This window comes from Dictyobacter formicarum (genome assembly GCF_016587435.1).
Genome location: NZ_BNJJ01000028.1, coordinates 69,355 through 94,624 on the forward strand (window position 1 = coordinate 69,355; position 25,270 = coordinate 94,624).

General features: G+C 49.9%; 19 protein-coding genes and 1 CRISPR repeat array. Of the genes, 18 read left to right on the forward strand and 1 reads right to left on the reverse strand.

The window, feature by feature from the left end; all coding sequences use genetic code 11:
* Positions 1-237 precede the first annotated feature (237 nt).
* The 8 genes from JMI88_RS33625 (at position 238) to JMI88_RS33660 (ending at position 9,708) form a co-directional block, all read left to right on the forward strand.
* The gene (locus JMI88_RS33625; protein ID WP_201366409.1) at positions 238-1,083 is read left to right on the forward strand and encodes a S8 family serine peptidase; all 846 of its coding nucleotides are present in this window, start codon (positions 238-240) and stop codon (positions 1,081-1,083) included.
* Between the two features lie 107 nt (positions 1,084-1,190).
* A complete protein-coding gene (locus JMI88_RS33630) occupies positions 1,191-1,910 on the forward strand; it encodes a Crp/Fnr family transcriptional regulator (protein ID WP_201366410.1) in 720 nt (239 codons plus the stop codon).
* Positions 1,911-2,087: 177 nt separating this feature from the next.
* Complete coding sequence (locus tag JMI88_RS33635; RefSeq protein WP_201366411.1) at positions 2,088-4,031, forward strand: RiPP maturation radical SAM C-methyltransferase; 1,944 nt, start codon at positions 2,088-2,090, stop codon at positions 4,029-4,031.
* Between the two features lie 60 nt (positions 4,032-4,091).
* Positions 4,092-6,236 carry a B12-binding domain-containing radical SAM protein gene (locus tag JMI88_RS33640; protein WP_201366412.1) on the forward strand — a complete coding sequence of 715 codons (2,145 nt, stop codon included), beginning with the start codon at positions 4,092-4,094 and terminating at the stop codon, positions 6,234-6,236.
* A gap of 98 nt (positions 6,237-6,334) precedes the next feature.
* Positions 6,335-7,660, forward strand: coding sequence for an MFS transporter (locus tag JMI88_RS33645; RefSeq protein WP_236023182.1), 1,326 nt, complete (start codon positions 6,335-6,337; stop codon positions 7,658-7,660).
* Between the two features lie 54 nt (positions 7,661-7,714).
* A complete protein-coding gene (locus tag JMI88_RS33650; RefSeq protein ID WP_201366414.1) occupies positions 7,715-8,029 on the forward strand; it encodes a transposase in 315 nt (104 codons plus the stop codon).
* Between the two features lie 40 nt (positions 8,030-8,069).
* Positions 8,070-8,534, forward strand: coding sequence for an IS3 family transposase (locus JMI88_RS33655; protein ID WP_201366415.1), 465 nt, complete (start codon positions 8,070-8,072; stop codon positions 8,532-8,534).
* Between the two features lie 226 nt (positions 8,535-8,760).
* Entirely contained in the window at positions 8,761-9,708 is a 948-nt protein-coding gene (locus tag JMI88_RS33660; RefSeq protein WP_201366416.1) for an NADP-dependent oxidoreductase, read from the forward strand.
* A 122-nt stretch (positions 9,709-9,830) separates the two neighbouring features.
* Here the strand turns inward: JMI88_RS33660 and JMI88_RS33665 are convergent, their stop codons facing one another.
* Entirely contained in the window at positions 9,831-10,043 is a 213-nt protein-coding gene (locus tag JMI88_RS33665) for a hypothetical protein (protein WP_201366417.1), read from the reverse strand.
* A 250-nt stretch (positions 10,044-10,293) separates the two neighbouring features.
* On the opposite strand from JMI88_RS33665, the gene JMI88_RS33670 reads away from it, so the two are divergent.
* The 10 genes from JMI88_RS33670 to JMI88_RS33715 all read left to right on the forward strand — a co-directional run bounded on the left by JMI88_RS33670 (position 10,294) and on the right by JMI88_RS33715 (position 25,270).
* Positions 10,294-10,728: a hypothetical protein gene (locus JMI88_RS33670; RefSeq protein ID WP_201366418.1), complete on the forward strand. Its 435-nt coding sequence runs from the start codon at positions 10,294-10,296 to the stop codon at positions 10,726-10,728.
* Positions 10,729-10,777: 49 nt separating this feature from the next.
* Positions 10,778-11,038 carry a helix-turn-helix domain-containing protein gene (locus tag JMI88_RS40980; RefSeq protein ID WP_444542389.1) on the forward strand — a complete coding sequence of 87 codons (261 nt, stop codon included), beginning with the start codon at positions 10,778-10,780 and terminating at the stop codon, positions 11,036-11,038.
* 143 nt (positions 11,039-11,181) lie between these two features.
* Positions 11,182-12,475: direct repeats of the CRISPR family, unit length 37 nt; unit sequence CTTACAGTATCCTCTAACGGATCGTTGCCTCTGCTAC.
* A gap of 479 nt (positions 12,476-12,954) precedes the next feature.
* On the forward strand, positions 12,955-13,965 hold the full coding sequence (gene cas1 / locus JMI88_RS33680) for a CRISPR-associated endonuclease Cas1 (RefSeq protein ID WP_201366419.1): 1,011 nt from the start codon (positions 12,955-12,957) through the stop codon (positions 13,963-13,965).
* A gap of 23 nt (positions 13,966-13,988) precedes the next feature.
* Complete coding sequence (gene cas2, locus JMI88_RS33685) at positions 13,989-14,252, forward strand: CRISPR-associated endonuclease Cas2 (protein ID WP_201366420.1); 264 nt, start codon at positions 13,989-13,991, stop codon at positions 14,250-14,252.
* Positions 14,245-14,847: a CRISPR-associated protein Cas4 gene (gene cas4, locus JMI88_RS33690; RefSeq protein ID WP_201366421.1), complete on the forward strand. Its 603-nt coding sequence runs from the start codon at positions 14,245-14,247 to the stop codon at positions 14,845-14,847. Before cas2 ends, cas4 begins: the two co-directional genes overlap by 8 nt.
* Positions 14,848-17,975: 3,128 nt before the next feature.
* A complete protein-coding gene (locus JMI88_RS33695) occupies positions 17,976-18,821 on the forward strand; it encodes a helix-turn-helix transcriptional regulator (protein ID WP_201366422.1) in 846 nt (281 codons plus the stop codon).
* Positions 18,822-19,423: 602 nt separating this feature from the next.
* Positions 19,424-19,699 (forward strand): hypothetical protein, encoded by a 276-nt coding sequence (locus JMI88_RS33700; protein ID WP_201366423.1) that lies wholly within the window; start codon positions 19,424-19,426, stop codon positions 19,697-19,699.
* A gap of 191 nt (positions 19,700-19,890) precedes the next feature.
* Positions 19,891-20,949 carry a helix-turn-helix transcriptional regulator gene (locus JMI88_RS33705; protein WP_201366424.1) on the forward strand — a complete coding sequence of 353 codons (1,059 nt, stop codon included), beginning with the start codon at positions 19,891-19,893 and terminating at the stop codon, positions 20,947-20,949.
* Positions 20,946-23,462, forward strand: coding sequence for a CRISPR-associated helicase Cas3' (cas3, locus tag JMI88_RS33710; RefSeq protein WP_201366425.1), 2,517 nt, complete (start codon positions 20,946-20,948; stop codon positions 23,460-23,462). The genes JMI88_RS33705 and cas3 overlap by 4 nt, the downstream gene beginning before the upstream one ends.
* Complete coding sequence (locus JMI88_RS33715; protein ID WP_201366426.1) at positions 23,462-25,270, forward strand: hypothetical protein; 1,809 nt, start codon at positions 23,462-23,464, stop codon at positions 25,268-25,270. Before cas3 ends, JMI88_RS33715 begins: the two co-directional genes overlap by 1 nt.

The following is a 25,270-nucleotide window of genomic DNA, read 5'->3' on the forward strand; positions in this document are numbered from 1 at the left end:
TTAGTGATTTTGGTTAATATCGTGCCTTATCCTTGTTTTCCTTTACAGATGAAGTGCACGAGTTTGCGCACCATAGGTGCATGCAGGGAAGAATGGGGAATCCTGCGTTGTCCGCGCCCGGTTCTAATGGATTGAGGAGGGGCAAGCATACTCTACAACACTCTAGCGCTCACGCTAGATATTTTCATGCTCTTGAGTACTGGTCGAGCAGCATGATGAGAAATCAGGAGGAGTAAGGTGAATTCTTCATGGAGCAAGCCATTTACTACCACGAACTTACAATACTTTCACACCTTGCCTGCAATAGAGGACATTACCCCGGATTGGGCATGGGGAGGTAGTACAGGTAAAGGTATTAAAGTTGCTGTCATTGATAGCGGTGTAGATGCGAGCCATCCAGCATTGAGTGGGGGAGTTAATGGGTATATGGCTATTCGCGAAAGGCCCGATGGGCTGATTTACGATACCGAACCCCATGAAGATGATTATGGTCATGGCACTGCTTGTGCTGGTATCATTCGTAGCTTCGCTCCGGAGTGTGAAATTTATAGTGTAAAAGTGCTGGGGCCAGCTCTGGCCGGGCGTGGGAGTATCTTTACTGCCGGGTTACGCTGGGCTATTGAGAATGGCATGCATATTTGTAATTTGAGCCTGGGAACACCAAAAAAGGATTTCCTGGCCCCTTTGCACGAACTGGCTGATCTTGCTTATTTTCGCAATATTATGCTCGTCGCCTCCGCCAATAATATGACGCTTCCTCTCTTTCCCTCTATTTTTGCTTCTGTTTTCTCGGTGGCGTCTCACGATATCAATGATCCGTATGTATTTTATTATAATCCGAGTCCGCCCGTTGAATTTGGTGCGCTTGGAATCAATGTGCGGGTTCCCTGGTTGAATGGCAGCTGGACGACAACGACCGGCAACAGCTTCGCTACTCCGCACATCGCCGGCATCATCACCTTGATTGTCGGTAAACATCATGGCATTACCCCTTTTCAGGTAAAAACTATCCTGCATGCCCTGTCGAGTAATACTGCTCATACGATGCCCACGGACCGGGTTCAGGCACAGAAGGATGGATAATTTTGAGCATTTGTTACGGTGTGGTGATACGTTCCAGTGACTACTGAGGAACTTCAACTCATAGTGAAAATGCGCTTCCTAACGCGGCTCTGAGGAGACGATAACCGATGCAAAGCATATCCACCCTTACCCTTTCCGAACTTCCCCTCTTTCGGGGGCTGACTGTTGAGGATCTTACAAAGCTGAAGTGCCACCTCCATCTGAAGACAGTTTCAGCCGGTGCGAATATTAATCTGGTTGGGCAGAGCGATCAGGCGCTCTATATTATCCTCTCTGGTGTTGTTCATCTCCAGATAGATCAATTGAATGGCACGATTGTGATTCTGGCTACCCTTGAGCCTGGCGAGATCATTGATAATTTAGGTATGACTGATAAGCTGGAGTATCCTACGAGTGCGGTTGCCAGGGAAGATACCACCCTGTTGTGGATGAACTACTCTGTCTTCCGCGAGCATCTGAACACTATGCCCGTGCTGGCCTTTAATCTCATTGGCATGATGACCAATCGGTTGCACGTTATGTATAAAAAGCTTCAGTTGCTGGCTGCACGGGAAGTGCACGAGCGGGTTGCTGGTCATTTAATAGCTCTGGCGGAGAAGTATGGTCAGCAGCGCGACAACGGCGAAGTGTATGTTCCTCGGCGTTTCACACAAAGCGAGCTGGCTGACCATGTTGGGGCTTCTCGTGTACGTGTGAATCAGGCCGTGGCTCTATTCAAGCGCTGTCGCTATATTTCGATTGATAAACATCTCTATATTACCATTTACGACGTGGCGGCCTTGGCCGCCATCGCCGGATATATTGGTGCCCCTTTGTACAACTTTTAACTGCGAACCAGAACTCCTCTGAGTACAATTGGAGAAGTTGATGCAATTGAGAGGTTGTGTCCAGTCCTGGAAGTTGCTCAAGTCCGGAGATTGCTCGGGGTGTTCTGGTCGCTTCATTGCTACTGAGCAATGCGAGATTATCAGTGTCATCAATAACAAAGGGAGCATGAACAACATATGGATATGCGACAACAGACTGCAGGTATGTTGGAACAGCAAGATCTGCAGAAGCCGGTTGATGTTATTCTCGTTAGCATGCCCTTTGGACCACTCCGGCAACCGTCTATGGGCTTAAGTCTGCTGAAGGCAACGCTTAATCCAGATCATATTGCTACGAAAATTCTCTATTTTACCTTGCCGTTTGCGAAACTGATTGGCCCGGCCCTCTATGAATACATTGCGGCTGGTCATCCTAATACCACTGATCTTGTCGGGGAGTGGATTTTCTCTGCTACGCTGTTTGATTCCTCCGATTGCCATAGTCAGGCGTATATTGAGCAGATATTGCGCCAGGAGGCGCGAATGTATCAGGAGCTGTTTGGGAAGAGAGTTCGCGCCGCCGATGAACTTGTTGACGATGTGTTGATGGCTCGCACTCAGGCTGAGGATTTTTTAGCTGCGTGTGTACAAGAAGTTCTGGCGTATAAGCCTCGTATGGTTGGCTTTACCAGTGTGTTCCAGCAGCATGTTGCGTCGCTCGCTCTTGCCCAACGCTTGAAAGAGCGCCTGCCTGATCTCTGCGTTGTCTTTGGCGGTGCGAATTGTGAAGGCGTGATGGGGGCTGAGCTGATACGCCAGTTCCCTTTTATTGATGCTGTCGTTTCGGGAGAAGGGGAACAGGTCTTTTCTGCACTTGTAGAGAGGTGCCTGGCGGGTGCGCGCTTCGATAATCTGCCTGGGGTGTATACCCGGCGCAATCTCTCTTTTCTTTCTGCCAATAGTCGGTACTCGAATGCTCCCTCTGTGCGCGATATGGACGCTCTCCCATTTCCGCAGTTCGATGATTTCTTCACACAATGGGAAGCTGTTGCACTCGATACAGGTTTGCCAAAACTGCTCTTTGAAACCTCCCGTGGCTGCTGGTGGGGTGAGAAACACCACTGTACTTTTTGCGGGCTCAACGGTCAGACGATGAGCTTTCGGAGTAAGTCGGCCCGGCGGGCAATTGATGAGATCGTGCATCTTACCAGTGCATATCCTCATTCTTCCATTGCTGTCGTCGATAATATTCTGGATATGAAATATTTCAAAGAATTTCTACCAGAACTGGCCACAAGACAACTCGGCCTGGAACTCTTTTATGAGGTGAAGGCGAATCTGCGCAAAGACCAGCTCCAGTTGTTGCGTGACGCAGGGGTGCGCCAGATCCAGCCCGGGATTGAAAGCTTGAGCAGCCAGGTGCTGGAGATTATGAACAAGGGGGTTAAAGGCCTCCAGAATATTCAACTGCTCAAGTGGTGCAAAGAGCTGGGCATTATTCCGCACTGGAGTATTATCTGGGGATTCCCAGGTGAGCCTCCTGAGGAATATGCGAGAATGGCCGAGCTTATCCCGCTCCTGAGCCATCTGACACCTCCAATTATGGCGGGTACCATTCGCCTTGATCGTTTCAGTCCCAATTATGATAATGCAGAGCAGTTGGGTTTCCTTGATGTAACACCCTATCCTGCGTATGGATATATTTATCCTTTTTCAGAACAGAGCCTCGCCAACCTGGCTTATTTTTTCACCTATCGCTATGAAGATGATCGAGACATTATTAGCTATGCGCGCCCTATCCATGAGCGGGTCCTTGAGTGGCAAGACACGCATGCGCAGAGTGAATTGTTTTCGATCAATAAAGATACCCATTTACTGATTCGTGATCGACGCCCCATTGCACAGCGGCCTTTGGTTATCCTTTCTGGTCTACAGCGTGTCCTGTATTGTGCCTGCGACGGTATTCGCAGCCTGGGACAGCTCTACCAGGTTGCGAAAGACCATCTGGAGCCGGAAGAACTATCTTGTCGGCAGGTTGAGGATGCTCTGCAATCCCTTGTTGAACAGCAATTGATGATACGCGAAGGGGATTTGTTTCTCGGGTTAGCTATCCCGTATTCAGTCTCGAATCAAGATTTGTAGAGACGCCCTGAAAGTGGGTTGTCTTCACGCTTTGGCGACCAGCGTCGATTGGAGGATCAGATGAAGCCGCATGACGTTCGTTATTTACTTATTAATGTGCCTCTGACTGACCCGACTGTTCCATACCATTCTATTTCTTACCTGGTGGGGGCTACCGCTCACGCTGGATATACTCATTTTTCCTGCCTGGATGCGAATATTGAGGTGTTGAACTATCTGGCCCGCCCGGAACATCTTGCGAACCTGTTGCGTGATTGTGAGGATATTCGGACTCGATTAGAAAAAAAAGGTCGGCTTACACGTTGGGAGCAACTTCTCTATCGTTACGCTCTGGGTGGTGTCGGTTTTCAATCCGAAGCGGTCAGCCAGGCCATAGCCATTATGAGAGATCCGCACCTCTTTTACGAATATACTACATATCGCCAGGCGGTGATGGTGCTGCAACGCTGGCTGAATTTGCTCTCGGTCTGGGGATTCCCAGGACAGTTTACTGGCTTTGGCCTGCTACCAGGTTCGATTGGGAATCTGGCGAGTATAGATGATCTGACCGACCCGGCCTATCTGAACCAGCTGATGAACCCTTTTGCTCTGTATTTTGACGGTCCATTTACTGAGATGATACAGCGCTGTCAATGGGACCTGGTTGGGTTGTCGGTCAATTATGCCAGTCAGTTGCCGTTTGCTTTATGTATGTCGAAGCTGATCAGAAAGCTCTGTCCTCAGACTGTGATTTGCATGGGTGGCACAGAGATTAGCGATGATCTCAAGTTTCTGACCGACCCATCACGCATATGGGAGTTGTTTTCTGACTGCGATGCCTTGGTGGGGGGTGAGGGCGAGACCGCGCTGGTCGATATTCTGGATGCCATTGCCCGTCAAGAGCCCTTGCCCGCGCAGCGACCAGGCATTCTCTTACCTGGCGCTTGTGAAGCTCCAGAACAGCTAGCGGTAAGATATGAAAATCTGGCTACCCTGGCCGAGCCCAGATACGATATCTGGAATTGGCAGCAATACTGGATACCCGAGCCGGTGGTGCTCTATTCACCCACACGTGGTTGCTACTGGAATAAGTGTACGTTTTGTGATTATGGATTGAATACCACCTCTCCCACTTCTCCTTCGCGAGCGAGGCCCTTGGAACAGGCTATTCAAGAAATACAGCATATCTCGTCATTCGCCAGAACGATCTATTTTTCTGTCGATGCTATGTCGCCATCATATTTGCGCAGGCTTTCCCATGCTATTCAGGAAAACCATCTCGTTATCCGCTGGGGAGCCGAGCTACGCCTGGAGCGCGCCTTTATGAAAGATCTGGCGAGTGCTTTGAAGCAGGCGGGATGTGTCGCGATCTCCTTTGGCTACGAATCTGGATCGCAGCGGGTGCTGAATATGATTAATAAGGGTGTCAATTTGCAACAGGTTCCGGGTGTCTTGCAAGAGCTCGCGCATGTTGGTATCGGCGTCCAGATGATGGGTTTTATCGGGTTCCCCGGTGAGACGGCTGAAGAGGCTTATGCGACCTTTGAGTTTCTGCGCCAGTATAGAGAGTACTGGACGTTAGCGGGTATCGGAAATTTCATCCTTACAAAGGGTTCTATCGTTGCCAAAAGGTTTCAAGACTTTGCTATCCAGGATATTCATCCTTATAGCGGTGACGATATCGCCCGTGAACTCTGCTGGATTGATCATACCGGTCAGGAGCGCACCTATGGTGATATGCGCGATCCGGCCATTGATGAAATCGCCAGAGTAGCGAAGCCATTTGCGGATGATCGTCCCTTCGCTGGAGGTATAGACAGCAGTCATAGTATGCTCTACTTTGCGAAATACGGTCCATCACTTGTGCCGATGCAGCTCCGTTCTCTTCAACCTTCCATATCTATTGTGGAAACCATTCGCTATCAGACACCCCTCAGACATGTCGAAGACTTTTTAGATAAAGGCGATATCCGCGATTATTATGACCAGCATCGTTCGCAGGGCCAAAGCTTGAAGTTCGCTCAACTGATGGACTGGTTAAAGCAGTATTCGCATAGTTTAGATGCAGAGGATGGAAATAGAAAACAGGAATGCGAACTGTTAGAAATATATCCAAATGGCCAGTATATTGCTTGTAATTCGCAGATGCTTGAAGTAGAATACCAGGAAAGTGCAGCCTATCAAATGGCGAAGAAAATGATTCTTCGATCATTTGGAGCAGTTTAAAATTGAGGAGAAAAGATCTACAGCTATCTACATTTGCATGAGCCTCTACAAGCTGAATATTGGATCCAGAATTGGAGAGTTTTGAACGTATGGATGCGATGACCACGAAGACCCCTCCTGTATCTAAATCGTCTTTATTTATCAACCGGAACTTTGGCTTGCTCTGGTTCGGTCAGGCTATTTCAAATCTTGGCGATATGATTTACCTTGTTACCTTGAGTCTCTGGATCGCGACTATCATCGCGGAAAATCAGCCCTGGGCACCTGCTGCAGTGAGCGGAGTCATGTTTGTTGCCGCGCTTCCGACGCTGTTGCTTGGCCCTGTGGCCGGGGTGTTCGTGGATCGCTGGGATAAGCGCCTGACGATGATGCGTGCAGACATGATTCGTGCCGTTTTAATTTTTCTTCTCATTCCTCTCACTGGACTTATGCCGTTGCCATTTGTGGCTGAACCGTTGCCTGCGTTCTGGCAAATCGGAGCAGTTTATGCGGTCGTCCTTGCCGCCAGTATCTGCTCACAATTCTTTTCTCCGGCACGCTTTACGATTCTGAGCGAGATTATTCCTGAATCTCAAAGAGCCCATGCCAGCTCTATGGAGCAGACCTCCAGCAGTTTTGTGAAGATTATTGGCCCCTTTCTGGCTGCGCCTCTGCTCTTTGTGTTAGGCATTCAGTGGGCACTGGTGGCGAACGCTCTTTCCTTTGTGGTCTCTTTTGTGGCCATTCTCCTGGTGCGTATCCCGGTTGAGAATCAGAAAAGCCACGAAGAGAGAGTTTCGGTAGGTTTCCTGCGCGAGTTTAAAGAAGGCATGGAATTTTATCGGAAGAGCCGGTTGATGTTCACCTTGCTTGTTGCTGTGCTCATTGTCACGCTTGGCACAGGAGCATTCGATGCGCTGCTGGTGTTCTTCTTTCAGAAGAATTTGCATGCGCCAACCAGTCTCTTTGGGACGTTGCCAATGGCAATCGGCGCAGGCTCGGTTCTGGGTGCTATTCTGGCGGGATTGCTGGCAAAATATCTGCGCTTCTCTGTTATCATGTGGCTTAGTCTCTACATCATCGGCTTTTTACTGATCCTTTTCGCGCTCCAGAATACTCTCTGGCTGGCCCTTGTGCTCCTGTTTCTGGTGGGCCTGCCGCTGGGAACACTCAATACAGCCTTTGGACCTCTGCTCATGGAAACGATTCCGCATGAGATTATGGGACGCGTAATGAGCGTTTTTTCCACCAGTCAGACGATCAGCAGCCTGATTTCGGTCTCATTGGCAGGTCTTCTTGGCACTCTTCTGGTAGGCCTGCATATCAATGTGTTGGGAATGGCCTTTGGACCCTACGATACTATCTACGTTGGAACTGGGATCTTCTTCATTCTAGGTGCATTCTATGCCATGGTGAATCTGCGCCAGGCGCAGGCGCAGCTATAATGACCCAAAGATTTCAGACAAAGTTTGTGAGGGTTGGAAGAGAAACACACGCGCATGCAAAAGCAGAAACGGAAGCAATATACAGCAGCATTTAAAGCCAAGGTCATCAAAGAGATCTTGAGGGAAGAAAAAACAGTCAGTCAGCTATCAGCGGAATATGGGATTCATTCGAGCCAGCTCTATAAATGGAGGGATCATGCTTTAGCTGGCTTACCCGGCTTGTTCGATGAGCAATCAGAAAAAGCACTGGTCGAGAAAGAGATCGCATGGGAGAAAGAGCGGGAAGCTCTCTATGCTGAGATTGGACGATTAACCACAGAGAAACTGTGGCTGGAAAAAAAATCTCGAACAGTCTATAAAGAGAGATGAGCGGCAAGAGCTGATTGATTGGGAACACAAAGAACTGCCGGTGAGTACCCAGGCCAGGTTGCTTCATCTGAATCGAAGTAGCTTGTATTATCAACCGCGGCCACCGTCAGCAGAAGAAGTGGCACTCAAGCATCGAATTGATGAGATTTTTACGCAATGCCCGTTCTACGGATATCGCAAAATTGCTGAGCAATTACATCGAGAAGGGCGAAGCGTGAATAAGAAAACGGTGGCAAAATATATGCAGAAGATGGGACTGATGGCCATTTTTCCCGGCCCCAATCTTTCCAAACGCGCTCATCAGGCTGGAATCTTCCCCTATTTGCTCAGGAATCTGAAAGCTGAGGTGTCCGATCACATTTGGGGCGTTGATGTGCGCCATGTCAGCGCGAATGGAATCCCTGTGGAAACAGGAGAGGATGAAACCAACGCTGCGAAATCACTGCTCAAACCCCTCCAGGATATCCACGAGATGCTCCCCAATCTGAAGATGCTCCTCAACTAATTCAAGGTGTGCCGAGGCTGGCGCGGAAGGTTTACTATTGCTAAGTTCAAATACGAATTCGTTGATTAGCAATCCTAATTTGGTATAGTATGCGTTGCGAGGTAAGATATGCGCATACTTTTCTTATTTTTGGGCACCACTGCACCACACATGTGCATTTTTATGCATGCCTTTTGCGTGTCATTAATGTATGCTACACACACTGACGAAAGAGGTAAATAGATATATGAAAGCAGTAGGAGTAACATCATTCGGTGGACCCGAGGCGCTGCAGGTTGTGGAGTTGCCGGAGCCACATGCGGGGAATGGCGAGGTGCGTATTCGCGTGTATGCCGCGGCGGTGAATCCGACCGATACGGGGTTCCGCGCGGGTCTGCAGGCGGCGCGACTGGAAGGACGGCCCGGACCCTATATTCCCGGCATGGATGCAGCGGGCGTGATCGATGAGTTGGGTCCCGGCGCCGATGGTCGTCTGAAGATCGGTGATCGCGTGGTGGCGCTGATAGTGCCGAGCGGGCCGCATGGAGGTGCGTACGCTGAGCAAGTCGTTGTGCCAGCCGCCTCGGTCGTGCACGCACCGGCCGGCGTAGACTTCCCGGCCGCCTCGACGCTGCTGATGAACGCGATGACCGCGCGCCTGGCGCTCGATGCACTGGCGCTACAACCGGGACAACTGCTGGCGGTTACGGGGTCAGCGGGTGCCTTCGGCGGCTACGTTATTCAGCTGGGCAAGGCTGATGGTCTGAGGGTGATCGCGGACACCGCGCCGTCCGACGAGCAACTGGTGCGCTCACTGGGCGCGGACTACGTGCTTGAACGCGGCGATATGTTCGCGTCACTTGTGCGTTCAATGGTTCCGGAGGGCGTACCCGGCCTGGCCGATGGCGCCGTGCTCAACGGACGCGCGCTGCCCGCGATCGCCAATGGCGGTGGACTGGCGGTGATCCGCGGCTGGGAGGGTCCGAGCGAGCGCAATATCACGATCCACAGGATCATGGTGATGAGTGCCGCGACCAATACCGCGGCACTCGAAAAGCTGGTGCGCCAGGTCGAGGATCACACGCTGACACTGCGCGTGGCCGATGTGTTGCCAGCCGAGCGGGCCGCGGAGGCACATCGCCGCTTCGAGTCCGGTGGCGTACGGGGACGCCTGGTCCTGGAATTCCGTTCCTGAGGCTCTCCGGCACGAATCTGCCGGAGATCAATAAGAAGCAGAGGTGCACGATCATGTTGCGATGGTTGTGCACCTCTTTTTTTCAGCTCAAAGAGGACCTTCGGGTGCAAAACACCTGAGCCTCAATAGATAGTGGAGCAACGGAACGACCAGCCGTAGGTGATCGCCCGCTTGCTCTTCGACAGGTTGTGCACCGGTTGGATCGTCCGATCTGCCGAGGTGCGAACCGCTGGTCGGGCGATGCTGCTGGCATCAATCCCAATCCAGAGCCGGCTTCCCTGCTGGGGGCACAGGCAGATAGCGAACAAAGACCTCTTGCAACCGCTTGCGGTCAATACACCCATCTTCAAAGACTTCGTAGAAACCAACGCTGCGAAATCACTGTTCAAACCCCTCCAGGATATCCGCGAGATGCTCCCCTATCTGAAGATGCTCCTCAACTAATACAAGGTGTACCGAGACTGGCACGGACAGTTTAAAATCGCTAATTTCAAATACGAATTCGTTGATTAGCAATACCTAATTTGGTATAGTATGCGTTGCGAGTAAGATATACGCATACTTTTTTATTTTTGGAGCAGCAACATGGCTAATATGGAGTTTAGTGAGAGTCAACGCGCCGCTTTTAATCATTTAATCGTCGAAGCCATGGCTGAGCGTGGCTGGAAGCAAAAGAATTTGGCAGAAGCTGCTGATGTAAATGAATCCCTGATCGGTATGTTTATTCGATCTATTTCCGAGCGGGTTTCTATCTCGACGTTTTTTCCTCTAGTACTGGCGCTGGATATCCCTTTGATGAAAGCTGCACGAGTGCTTGGCTTAGATCGCCAGATACGGCAGAATATCGAGAACGGACAGCAAAATCTGTATCCGAACTACCTGACTGAAGTCGCTGCTCTCTCCTTAGAGGGCGGTGAAAAGTTGGGTGAGTTAGATGAACTGTTACGGGATGTGCCAGCGGATAGACGTGAGCTCTGTAAGAAGGCTATTTATGCCGTGGTAGAAAGCTTAAAAAAATGAAGCGCATTTGGATGTATGGAATAGCAAATAACGATGAGGCGGAAATATAATGGTCTCACAGACAGAAGATATTAAATATTTATCCCATTTTTTAAAGGCGTTTGCTGCTGAGCACCATACAGTGATGGGAGAGTTAATAGAGAAGTACAATGTCCCTCCGAATACTGCTTACAGGCTTTTGAATGGCCGATATACGAAAATCAATTTAGAGCATCTCCTGCTGATTGCTACAATTACGAATACTGATCCGGTAGAATTGTTTACGGAGCTACCCAGCGTGAAGGCACAAAGAACCGCTGGAAAAGAATAGGGAATCCTCTGCCGGATCGTTGACTCTGCTACCAGAAACCCTGCATCTGTTTCAGATGAGCGCCATTCTTACAGTATCCTCTACCGGATCGTTCGTTGCCTCTGCTACTTTGTCAAGACAGATATAGGTGCGGATAGCCCGGTCTTACAGTATCCTCTAACAAATCATTACCTCTACTACCTACGAAACCTTAGATGAAGCCTTACAGGCCGTCACTTACAGTATCCTCTAACGGATCGTTGCCTCTGCTACTGCCAATTCTCGCTGTTCCAGCGGAGCAGTTGGTGGTCTTACAGTATCCTCTAACGGATCGTTGCCTCTGCTACAATATAGAGTCCCGCTCGCTATGCCTGCTCTATAACTCTTACAGTATCCTCTAACGGATCGTTGCCTCTGCTACCATGCGCATACCGCATCCCTCATTCGAGGTTGGATCGACTTACAGTATCCTCTAACGGATCGTTGCCTCTGCTACTACCTTGCCAATACGCTGGTCCTCTGTGAGCAGTATTCACTTACAGTATCCTCTAACGGATCGTTGCCTCTGCTACGCCCTATAGTTCGTCCTGAACCCCAACCTATTATTCTTCTTCTTACAGTATCCTCTAACGGATCGTTGCCTCTGCTACCAGGAAACCCATATCCAGGAATACAAGATACTCCACTTACAGTATCCTCTAACGGATCGTTAGCTCTGCTACCTTGATCCCATTGTGCCTGATCGGCAGCCAGACAGCGACTTACAGTATCCTCTAACGGATCGTTAGCTCTGCTACAGAGAACTATGATGTCTCTCATATCTCACACCTGCACTTACAGTATCCTCTAACGGATCGTTAGCTCCGCTACACCCATTATCCAGGCGATCCATACTTGTCTTAAAGAGCCTTACAGTATCCTCTCCCGGATCGTTGGCTCTGCTACGCTTCCAGATGCAAGCAACCCGCAGGTTGCGGTCCACTTACAGTATCCTCTCCCGGATCGTTGGCTCTGCTACGAGCATGTTCACTGTTACGGATTATCTGGAGTCCAAGGCTTACAGTATCCTCTCCCGGATCGTTGGCTCTGCTACCTCGTCTTTAATCGCCGTGGACATACCACCATCGCCTTACAGTATCCTCTCCCGGATCGTTGGCTCTGCTACCTCGTCTTTAATCGCCGTGGACATACCACCATCGCCTTACAGTATCCTCTCCCGGATCGTTGGCTCTGCTACGCTATGATATGCGTTCCATTGTCGATGCGCTCGGTGCTTACAGTATCCTCTCCCGGATCGTTGGCTCTGCTACATGGAGAAAGTGACTTCAGCGTCTTCGGGGGAGGTAACTTACAGTATCCTCTCCCGGATCGTTGGCTCTGCTACGCTAGGGGGGCTTGTCTTAATCCTGACCGTTTCCGCACTTACAGTATCCTCTCCCGGATCGTTGGCTCTGCTACCGAGGGTGTCAGTAGCAACATTTTTGATGTATATGACCTGATGCTTGTTCACGGCCCCGTTTTTGGCCTCTCAGCGCTACGTGTTCTCTCATGTTATACGCGATTTTGGCCTTGCGGTCAAGTAGTTTCGAAAATCGTTTTTTGTCTGAAAACAGGGGAGATTTTCGAATGATATCATGCTTCTAAAGCACTAAAATATAATCCTTAATTCACTTTTGCATTAATAAATAGAGACCGTATCTGCCCTTATTTATTTTGGTGTTCTGATTTTGATAGGAGATTTTCGAAGTGACTCACTAGAGGGCGTGTTTTTTGGAGGTTGTCTGAGCTCGGACTTTCATTCGTAGCGAATTTTTTGAGTCACACTGCATTTCCGATGATTCTGGGGTCATCAGCAAGCTATGCTTGTACTATCGATGCTGTGCGCGGTGTACGGCACGCTGAAAATTGTTTGATGAAAGATATAAGAGGCAGTATGTATGGATGTAATCATTGATGGGCATGGATTGTTTGTGGGAAAGCACCAGGGGCGCATTCGGGTATTCCGGGAGAAGAAGGTAGTTCAGGAGACGCCAATTGTCCATATCAAGCAGATTGTGGTCGTTGCGCGTAGCGTGGGCATTTCAAGCGATGTGATTCAGATCTGCTGTGAAGAGGGGATACCTATCCATTTCCTCGGGCGAACAGGAACGCCGCTGGCTGCACTGTACGCGGCCGGACTAACAGGCACAGTGCTCACGCGCCGGGCTCAACTACTGGCCTACACGACGTCCAAAGGTGTAGCGGTCAGCAAAGCGTTTGTAACCGGCAAGCTCGGCAATCAGATGAATCTGCTGCGTTACCAGGCCAAGTCGCGTACAGATGAAGCCTATTTGCAAGCAGTCCGACAACATGTTGATGACCTACGCGCAGCTATCCAGGATGTCGCGGACCTCTCAGGTAACGTCGTCGATGAAATGCGCATTTCGCTCCTGGCAATCGAGGGACGAGCCGCGCAAAGCTATTGGAAGAGCATCAAGGCCGTTCTTCCTGCCGAACTTGCCTGGGAAGGACGCGAAACGCGTGGAGCCCAGGATCTGTTCAACTCGCTACTCAATTACGGCTATGGCGTGCTCTATACACAGGTCGAGCAGGCCATCTTGCTGGCTGGACTCGATACCTATGCTGGCTTTCTGCACGCAGACCGACCCGGTAAGCCCAGCCTGGTCCTGGACCTGATCGAAGAGTTCCGCCAGTGCGTGGTTGATCGCACCATTATCGGCTTGCTCAATAAGCATGTGCCTCTAGAGCAGGATGAAGAGCATCGTTTGACCGAAACGACGCGCCGCAAGGTCGCCGAAAAAGTCCTGGAGCGACTAGATGCCAGCGCAGAATTATATGAAGGAAAGCGCCAGGCGTTGCGCTTCATCTTGCAATGTCAGGCGCGACACCTGGCTAGCTTTCTGCGCGGCGATCGTGAGCAATACACACCTTTTGTGGCTGGCTGGTAAGAGAGGAGAAGAAAAAAGAAGCGATGCGTTATCTGCTCATCTATGACATCACGCATGATGGTACGCGTACCAAAGTTGCCGATGCCTGCCTGGATTACGGTCTGGCCCGCATTCAATATAGCGCGTTCCTTGGCGAGCTGTCCGCGACCCATCAGCGCGAACTGCTGCTCAAGATCAAGCAACGCGCCGGGACCCATGGTCTGAACGTGCACCTATTCCCACTGGATGAAAAAGCCTGGGAGAAACGCCAGGTCATCGATCGAAAGGAGCCTGGTACCGATGAGTGAAACCTGCCTTCTCGACGTCACGGACCTCAAGCAATACGTTTGTTGTCCCCGACTGATCTATTATCGCTATACACTGCCAGCGATCAGGCCACTTACCTACACCATGGAAATCGGTATCCAAAGCCATCAACAGGAAGAAGAGCGCGAGGTCCGCCGCAGCCTGAAAAACTACGGCATTGAGCACGGAGAACGTCTCTTCCGCTATCCAGTTAGTTCAGATACGATAGGTATCAAAGGCAATGTCGACCTGGTGCTTATCGTGCCAACCTCAAATGGCGAGAGCCAGGAAGCCATTGTGGTCGAATACAAGCATAGCGAACAGAAAGTCGGCCCACATTTCAAGCTCCAGCTAGCCGCCTATGCACTGCTCATTGAAGAGCAACTCGGCATTCCTGTGCTCCACAGCTTTATCTACTCCATCCCGCTGCGCAAAACCGAAAAAATCACGCTCACCCCGGCGCTACGTAACAAAGTCGGCACAGTTGTGCGCGAGATCCGCAGTATCATGGACAGCGAACAAATGCCACCGCCCACCAGAAGCGCCCGCCGCTGTCCCACCTGCGAATTTCGCCGCTTCTGCAACGACATCGTATAACCCAACACGAAAGAGGGTAGACGCCGGAGCTGGCGTCTACCCTCCCCTCGCCACACAACCCAACAACCTCGCACTAAGCTCATCCTAGTCTTGCAGTATCCTCGTTTGGATCGTCACCTCTGCTACTCGACTTCTTATCATGTACTACTCAAAATAAAAACGGACTTACAGTATCCTCGAACGGATCGTCGCCTCTGCTACGCGTAGTAGCTCTGGAGGTAGCTATCTACCTGGCCAGCCCTTACAGTATCCTCGAACGGATCGTCGCCTCTGCTACATTTTTCAAGTCACGGCAAACGGCGTCACTGTCTCAACCTTACAGTATCCTCGTTCGGATCGTTGCCTCTGCTACTACCACTTATCGACTGCATAGCCAGAGAGATCGGTGCCCTTACAGTATCCTCGTTCGGATCGTTGCCTCTGCTACTTTTATAGTCCGCAGCTATCACTTTCCCATCGTAGCTTACAGTATCCTCGTTCGGATCGTTGCCTCTGCTACCGATCTGGTCACAATCCGTGGCGACGGCCGTAAAGACTTACAGTATCCTCGTTCGGATCGTTGCCTCTGCTACGTGATTTTAGCGATAGGATAGATGGCCCAGTTGCAATCTTACAGTATCCTCGTTCGGATCGTTCCCTCTGCTACACTGCCTGGATACGGATACATTCGCGCTGAGGATGGACTTACAGTATCCTCGTTCGGATCGTTGCCTCTGCTACGCTGGACGTTCGTATAAGCATTGTACGGTCCCAGCCTTACAGTATCCTCGTTCGGATCGTTCCCTCTGCTACGCCCAATAAGCGCCAGCAGGCCGAATATCGAGACCTCTTACAGTATCCTCGTTCGGATCGTTCCCTCTGCTATGACCACGCATCGATATTACCGCAGAAGAGTTTCGGAACTTACAGTATCCTCTAACGGATCGTTATCTCTGCTACCCATACGGACTTCGTATTGCAAATCATATTTCTGTCATCGTCTTACAGTATCCTCTCACGGATCGTTATCTCTGCTACAAGCGATGGCGTACATATGCTCTGCGTGACTTCAAAGCCTTACAGTATCCTCTCACGGATCGTTATCTCTGCTACAAGCGATGGCGTACATATGCTCTGCGTGACTTCAAAGCCTTACAGTATCCTCTCACGGATCGTTATCTCTGCTACAAGCGATGGCGTACATATGCTCTGCGTGACTTCAAAGCCTTACAGTATCCTCTCACGGATCGTTATCTCTGCTACAAGCGATGGCGTACATATGCTCTGCGTGACTTCAAAGCCTTACAGTGTCCTCTCACGGATCGTTATCTCTGCTACATAACTATTCCCCGCTGCCTATTAACCCCTATGTTCTACTTACAGTATCCTCTCACGGATCGTTCCCTCTGCTACGAACACGTAGTAAGACCATTGGACAAAGATAACATTGACTTACAGTATCCTCTCACGGATCGTTCCCTCTGCTACGTACTAGTACATATCCAGCAAAGAGACCGGGACCGCGTCTTACAGTATCCTCTAACGGATCGTTCCCTCTGCTACCCAATATGCCTGGTTTGGCTATGCTAGTTCAGCATCCATACTTACAGTATCCTCTAACGGATCGTCCCCTCTGCTACGGTGTGAGTGCCTGGCCGTCCTCGCCTTTACACCTGGCTTACAGTATCCTCTAACGGATCTTTGGCTCCGCTACCTGTGAGATTGCATTTATTGTTAAACATTGGATCATTCTTACAGTATCCTCTAACGGATCGTCGCCTCTGCTACGAAGCATTATCGCGTCTTAGGAACGAAACAGCCTCCTAACTTACAGTATCCTCTGCCGGATCGTTCCCTCTGCTACCTACGCTCTTATACTCGTTGTCTAAACGGAAGTATAGCTTACAGTATCCTCTACCGGATCGTTCCCTCTGCTACAGGAGGTGCAAAATAATCATCGGGATCCAGTAATCAGACTTACAGTATCCTCTACCGGATCGTTCCCTCTGCTACTCTGATCCAGTGATCACAGTCACAGCGATTGAGGACTTACAGTATCCTCTAACGGATCATTCCCTCTGCTACCTGCTATTTCAAGGACACGATGGAACTGGTGTACGACTTACAGTATCCTCGTTCGGATCGTTCTCTCTGCTACGCTATAGTGCCAGTCTGGAAGTCTGTATCTGGCGAATCTTACAGTATCCTCTACCGGATCGTTCCCTCTGCTACTCCATCAGGGTCAAGAGCTGCCCAGAGACACACAACTTACAGTATCCTCTAACGGATCGTTGCCTCTGCTACATCCCAATAAAAACAAATAGCTCGGATAAGGTGGCCCTTACAGTATCCTCTAACGGATCGTTGCCTCTGCTACGCGGATTGGCGGAGTTGCAACATTAGCGCCGTCTGTCTTACAGTATCCTCTAACGGATCGTCGCCTCTGCTACTTGACGTGGCTGGCGGGGGCACCAAACAGGTCGGCTCTTACAGTATCCTCTAACGGATCGTCGCCTCTGCTACATATGCACATACTTGGCGCCACGCTCGGCGGCGGCAAACTTACAGTATCCTCTAACGGATCGTCGCCTCTGCTACCGAGACCAACTGGCCTTGGAGCAACAGAAGAAGAGTCTTACAGTATCCTCTAACGGATCGTCGCCTCTGCTACCGAGGGTGTCGGCGGCAGGTTTTTTGATGCATATGACCTGTGACCATGGCAAAGGCCGTTTTTTTGGCATCTCAGCGCTACGCGTTCTCTCATGTTATACGCGATTTTGGCGTCCGGGTCAAGCGGTTTCGAAAATCGTTTTTTGTTCGAAAACACGGGGGGATTTTCGGACGCGATTCCTTCCTATACATAGCCTTCTCGTGCTCAGCACAGGCTTCTCACTCGATAAATGAGGACATGGACTGTCACTATTCATTTTTGGTGTCCTAATTAAAGCGCCGATTTTCGAAAAGGGTCGCGAGAGAGGCGTTTTTTTGGGGATTCTCTGAGCTCGTTTTTTGAATTTGATGAATTTTTTTGGGGACGCGGACTTTTCCGATGAATTCGGGGTTGGTCAGACTTTATACTTGGCTTATCACTATTTGGAGGTGCTGAGATAAAGACAGATAGTTTCAAGCGGCTGGAACGAATGCTGCTGATGATGAAGTTGTTTTCTGAGAAGCCAGCGTGGCGGGTTAAAGAGATTGCCACTCGTCTAGGTATTAATGAGGATACCGCCGCTAATAATTTAAAAGACCTTAGCTATTCTGGTTTGTTGCCACTGGATACCGAGAAACACGTATGGAAGTTGATAGAGGGCTCAGTCGTTCCTCAGTTGACGATTTCGTTGAGCTATGCGGAGGCGGGCGGGCTCTACCTGGCAGGCCGTTTGCTGGCGCAGATCCAGGATGAGCAGAACTGGCATATCTCGATGGCGCTCAAAAAGCTGCTGGACGCGCTACCGCCGACGCTCCAGGAGCAGCAGCAGGAACTGCTAAGCCTGCTGATGTTCTCGGATGACGCGCTACCAGCGGAGCAACGCCAACGAGACATGTCGCAGATCTTTCAGGTTCTAACAAGCGGCTGGATCACGCGCCACCGTATCCGCTTGACCTACCAACCGCCGAAGAGCGGAGCGTTTGAATGCTTCTTTGAGCCGTATCTTCTTGAACCTTCAGCGATCGGGCGCACCATCTACGCCATTGGCAAGAGTAGCATCAAAGATCAGCTCCGGACCTTCAAGCTTGAACGCATCCTGAAGGCCGAGTTGATGGATGGGTCCTTTGTCGTACCCGCCAATTTTGATGGGCCGAAACTGCTACGCTACGCCTGGGGCGTGATGTATGGCGATGAAGAGCCTGTCACGGTTCGGCTTCGCTTTCATGCCAACGTAACCAAACGGCTCCACGAGACGCGCTGGCATCCAACACAATCTATCCAGTTAACAACCTATGGCTGCGAGTGGAGCGCCCAGATCGGCGATATCACGGAGATTGAGCCCTGAGTGCGTGGCTGGGGAGCCGACTGAGAAGTATTAGAGCCACTAGAGCTACGTGAGCGCGCCATCATTCATGTACGTCGGGCATTGCTACTATCCTCCATGCCTGCCCTTACAGTATCCTCGTGCGGATCGTCTTCCCTACCACATTAACCGGGATGTACGCCAAAGCTTTCGTAGCGCCACTTACAGTATCCTCTAACGGATCTCTAGCTCTGCAATGCGAAGAGATACACAGCGAAAAGCGCATCACCTGCTTTTACAGTATCCTCGCTCAGATCGTTAACCCTGCAACCGAAGATAGCATACACCGGATGAAATGATAGTATCCTCAGCGGATTGTGTAAATGAATAACCATTCATCCTGACAAACAGGAGGGAACACTTACAGTGTGCTCGACGCATCGCTACTATTATATCCGCATAATATGCCGCTTGACAAATCGGTATATGCGCAAACATAATCACACCCCTGGAACTGATTGCTCTATATTATATACCTCTCTCACTTGTTTTAAATAGGAGAGAACAGGGATTGACTAATAGTCTTGCAAAAGTTACACTAAGAGCATCAAAAACTTGTTTTATACCCCTAGAAAGGTAAAATTATGCAAAGCCACGATAAGGACAATGACTCAGAGAAAAATCAACAGATTCCTACCGCTGTCGCAAAATACATGGGGAACGCTTCCATTGCAGTTCGATTCGAAGCAATCGGAGATCGTAGCCGTTTTCGTGTACTACTACAACATTTTCGATTTCAATTTGTATTGGCTCGATGTGAAGAAATAGATAATCTCAAATGGTGGTTGATCACTGAAAGTCAATTCAAGATTTTTACAGACTTTTGCAGCAATCATGGTTTAAGATTAATCACCGCCTAGAATACAATCGACAGAAAGGATGAGCATCGCGAAAAAATGACCATCCCGATTTTTTCCTTGCTTTGTTGCGTTACTTGCAACAAGTAGCTTGTACACTTGAAAAGGATGCAGCAGTGGTCACTTCTAAAGCAATTCGTAAGGTCCATTAGTTGCTACTTTTGTTATAAGGATGTCAAAGGAAAAGGAGTTGTATGAGCCACGCAGAATCAAAAAGTGAACTTCTCGATCAGGTAGAGTACTTGCTCTCCACAAGTGCGGTACCAATGAGTAAAGCTGAGATCGCAAGGCGCTGTGGAGTAGATCGCTCCACAATTGGGCGATTAGAAGAGAGCCTTCTTAAGCGTGGCGTACCGCTTCGTTACAATGAGGCTGGGCACTGGTATATAGACCGCCATGCGTATATAACGCACGTCAAGCTTACGCATAATGAAGCACTCAGCGTTTACCTAGCAAGCCGTTTACTTGCGCGTTACAGTGACAAGCCTAATATCCACATCATTGGAGCGCTCGAAAAATTAGGGGGCGCTCTCGGCAGAATCTCACAACCCCTCGGAAAACATATCTATAAAACGACTCAGGCACTTCGCACGCAACTCCCCACGTCGCCTTCATCTCATCAGCAAAAGTTGGAGATTCTTGGGCAAGCCTGGGCTGAAGGTCGGGTTGTCGACATGGTCTATCGACCACTTCGAGCAAAAGCAGCATTTCGCCAGCGGTTTGCTCCCTACTTTCTCGAGCCATCTATGCTCGGCTTCGGAACCTACGCAATTGGGTATTCTGATCCACCTGGAAAACTCCGTACCCGAAAATTGGAGAGGATTGAAAGTCTTATTCTGACAAATGAGACATTTTCAGTACCAGCAACTTTTGATCCACTCCATTTGCTGGAAGGAGCCTGGGGAATCTGGTTTGATGAAGACGAGAGGCCAATGCCGGTAACCCTGCACTTCAGCCTTAAAGTCAAACGAAGAATCATTGAAAGTCGGTGGCACCCCTCACAGCGTATCGACCCTCAACCAGATGGATCGCTGCTCTGGCACGCAGAACTCGACGCATTAGAGGAATTCATCCCCTGGGTACGGAGTTGGGGCATGGATTGCAAAGTACTTGAGCCAGTGGAATTACAACAACAATTAGCAGGCGAAATCTACCAGCAAGCCAGACAATACGGATGGCATGTTACAAAAAAGATACCTATTGAAAAGGTGGACCACGCACTCTTCGATGATATTTTTGGAGGAAACTCATGAGCCTGTTTAGATACCAAAAGCAGGTCTTTGAGGCGCTGCAAAAAGGCCAGAAGGTTATTCTTCAAGCACCTACAGGAAGCGGAAAAACGCGAGCCGGTACCTATCCTTTCCTGTACGCATGGGTTGAGCCAGAACTGATTGATCTGCCGCGTCAATGCATTTATAGCGTTCCCTTACAGACGTTGGCCCGCCAGTTCAAGCACGAATATACGCACATCGTAAGAGCGCAACGAAATGCATCCTCTCCCTTACGAAATCTCAAACATGTTGCTTTTCAAACAGGAGATAATCCTGGAGATCCGAAATTTGAAGCAGATCTGCTCTTTACAACTATTGATCAAACGCTTAGCGGCTTCCTCTCGATCCCTTACGGATTGAGTAAGGCATTGGCAAACTTCAACGCAGGGGCAGTTATCGGCTCCTATCTGGTATTCGATGAATACCATCTTTTTCCGCTCAATAAATCAGGAGGCGGGGCACTTACGACGACGCTACACATGCTTCAACTTTTGCGGGATATCACGCCCTGGACTCTCATGACAGCAACCTTCTCTCGCACACTCTTGCGTGGATTATGTGAACGTTTGGGAGCAACCGAGGTATCCTTGGACACAAGTGATTTCTCTGACATTCCTAGCCAACAGGGAAAACAGCGTTTCTTTACGATTCGTGAAGAACCTTTGACTCCTGAGCATGTATGGGATGACATGCGAGAACACAACCGGCAACGAGCGCTCGTCATTTGCAACACAGTTGAGAGAGCAATGACTATAGCGCAGAAATTACGCGATCTCACCCCGGACGATGTGAGTGTCATCGTCTTTTACAATCGCTTCTTTCAACAGGATCGTGAACGCATTGAACAGAGGTTGGCGCAAGAGTTTGGTGAAGACAAAAGCAAGTACAGCCTCCAGCGCATGATACTCGTAGCAACCCAAATCGTCGAGGTAGGGTTGAACATCACCAGCCCGGTGCTGCATACCGATCTGGCTCCGGCATCCAGTATTATTCAGCGTGCGGGCCGAGTTGCTCGCTTTGCGGGAGAAACAGGGCAGGTGTACATCTATGATGTCCCGCGAACGAAAAACGGTGCACCTGATTATGCTCCTTATTTTGAGCAACAAGATGTATGCGCATTGAGTTGGAAGTCCTTTCAGCAATACTCTGGGCAGTCGCTTGATTATGCCACCGAACTCGCAATAGTTGATTACGCCCATCACGCATTTGATCAGCGTTTACTTGACCAGTTCCAGGAGCAGGTACCTGAACAACGTCGCCTCATCAAAGACGCATGGACCCAATGTAGGCGTGACCTTGCCCCTAAACTTATCCGAGAGATTGACAACGTAACATTGCTCATTCATCCAAATCCGACAAGAGAAACGCTTCCTCATCCGTATGAGTATCAGGGGATTAGCATGCGCCGCAGCATACTCAAGAAGGCATGGAGTTACCTACGAGACACAGGCGGGGAGCTTGAGTGGCTCCTCGCTATTCCACATGAAAAGAATGTGGATACCCAGGCTTTCGGGCAATCTCCCAACCCGCCCTATTCCTGGGAACACCGCCTGGACGCTCAGGCAACGGTTGCTGATATCGATGGCGTAGATCTGCTAGCCATCAATCCCGCACTGATTTCCTATGACCATGTGTTAGGGCTTCGTTTTGAGCCGGGGAAGGATCTGCACTTGATCTCACCAGCACAGAAGGCTAATACAGAGAGAAAGCCAAAACGAGGGGCCGACATATACACGTATGAAACGTACCAGGAGCATATCAAAAAGATGCTATTCGTATACCAACGTGATCTTGCATATCAAGGAGTGCATATCAGGCGCTCATTTGAGCGACTCTTGACGTTACCTCAGGGTTCACTTGAGCAAGCGCTGCGGCTTCTATTCGCGATACATGATGTTGGAAAACTCAGTGAGGGCTGGCAACGCTGGGCACATGCATGGCAGTCAGCCGTTCGCTCACTCAATCCTCACGCATCTTCTTCATCTACCCATGATGCCATTGCGCATACTGACCTGGATCGTCGGGATAGTCAGCAGCGACAACTCCACAAGACCATTACTGCTACTATTGGCAGGTGTCCCAATCATGCAGCAGAAAGCGCATTGGTCTGTCTGCCTCTCATTCGACATGTAGCGCTCCAGCAGGCAGCAGAAAATGTATACGCAGCGGAGATACTCTCTAATGCCATGGTGTCAGCAGTCGTACGTCACCACCACGCGCTGACCGAGGGAAATGCCACTGCGTTTCAAGGATATCCTGTTACGAATCAGTCGCACACTGATCGCCAGGCATTGAGCGCTGCTTTACAAGCAGTTTTTCTGGATGATCTCTCCACGATTCCGCTTATTTGGACCCCCCCACAGACCATGCTTGCCGATGCGATGGTCAAACCACATGAATCAGAGATGGCAACACTGCTGTATCTTTTTCTCGTTCGCCTCTTGCGCCACGCCGATCAACTCGCGCTCCAAGAGGAATCATGGGAGGATGATTAATGTCAACGTGGCCAATAACACTATCCGTCGATAAACAGCAATCAACCTACTCTTCCGCTCTCATCACCTGGGGAATTGCCCGTTTGCTCGCGGATCTGTTTGAGTATATACCAGTTAACGATAAGCGCATTACTATCTGTGATATAGGAAGCTGTTTTCATATACGAATCTCCACCGGCTTTACGCTTTCTGATGTCCCCTTTATTCCTTTGTTACGTCAAATTCGCACACAGAAGCAATCAGCAGGGCTCCAGGAAGACGCTTATGACTATGAAAGGTATCGAATGCAAGAGCAACGCCACTTTGACGCCCTAGCCAGTCTGAAGAAGGAAGGTATAACACTTGCGCAACTCCCACAGGGTAGCGAGAGACGACAAAACATCGAGGAAAGTCAGCTTGGGACGGAATGGCCCATACTCAAGATGATCAATCAGATGGGAGCGTTGAATGTGTACAATGAGGTCGCGGCAACGTGGCGAGGTGGGCAGATTGCCTTCGCAGATGTACTCCAGATCCTGGTTGATGCATTTGCAACATCGCCAAACCGCCTGAGTGAAGCGGAAGAGGCATGGAAGTCCCTCCAAAGGCTGCATGCACTATCAGGAAACAGTAAAGTGACTGCATCGCAGGTGGTCAACCCCGACCAGGGCAAAGGAGCAAACCGTCCGAAAGCAGACTCACTTACTATCCGCAACATGGACTCATTTTGGCTTCTCGAAGCACTCAAGTTCGCAGGATGTTTTGAAGCGGTTGTTCATCATACTATCAAAGGTCGTAAAGACCGCAAGACCTATGTAGCACTTCCACGCAAATTAGTGCTTGCAAACCACCGCAACGTTTTTCCTGCCTTCCAGCAACAGTTTTGGACAGCAACTGCAGTCAAACTGGATATTCTGGCGACATTGCGTTATAGCGCGACATTCATCGCCAAGTGGGAGGAGGTTCATAGTGGGGTAAGCTTGCATCCTCGGCCCGACAATTATATTGCCGGTTTTGCGACAGCGTTTTACAAAGATCTGGGGAACGCTGTGGCTGTGCTCAATACATCACATATTTCTTTACCCGCCTGGGCTCCGCCACTGAACGATGTCGCGACGGCTCAAGCACTGCGGCAGATCCTACGAGAATGCATCACCATTGTTTCGCAACTTGACGAAAGGCGTGGCGAGGAAGAAGCACTGTTGCGCGCATTCCGTGAGTTTATTACACGTCGTGACCCACAGATGGAAGCCTTTTTTGATTTCACTGGAGGCTACGCAACCTATCTCATGCAGCAGATGTCTCGTCAATCACGAGTCACCTGCACACCATTTTCTACAACAACCTTGGAGGATTTCATTATGACAACGGATATCCAACGGCAGCAGCCGTGGCTCCCCCTCGTCCAGAACCCAGGATTTCAAAACATTGCCGACGCACTTTGGCGTTCTACCATCCAGCCACAACGGCTCAAAGCATCGAAAGGAGAGCGAACCTATGAGATACGGTATGGATTGGTCAACGAACTTAAACAGCATGCACGGTATCCTGCGAAATTTCTGGATACACTCTCGGACTTTGTACAGAGTTACAATCAAGAAAATGTTCGTATCTATGAGCGCGAACACAAACAATATCGCAAAGACATTACACGGGAAGACCTGAACCAGCTCATCACACTCATCGATGCATACAATGCAGAGACAGTTTGCCGATTACTTATCGCCTTTGGCTCAAGCCGCAGCACGCGGGAATCACAAGACACAGCACCCGATATGCAGATAGTAAATAATGAGACCGACGATGATATCGAAGCTGAAGAGATGTAG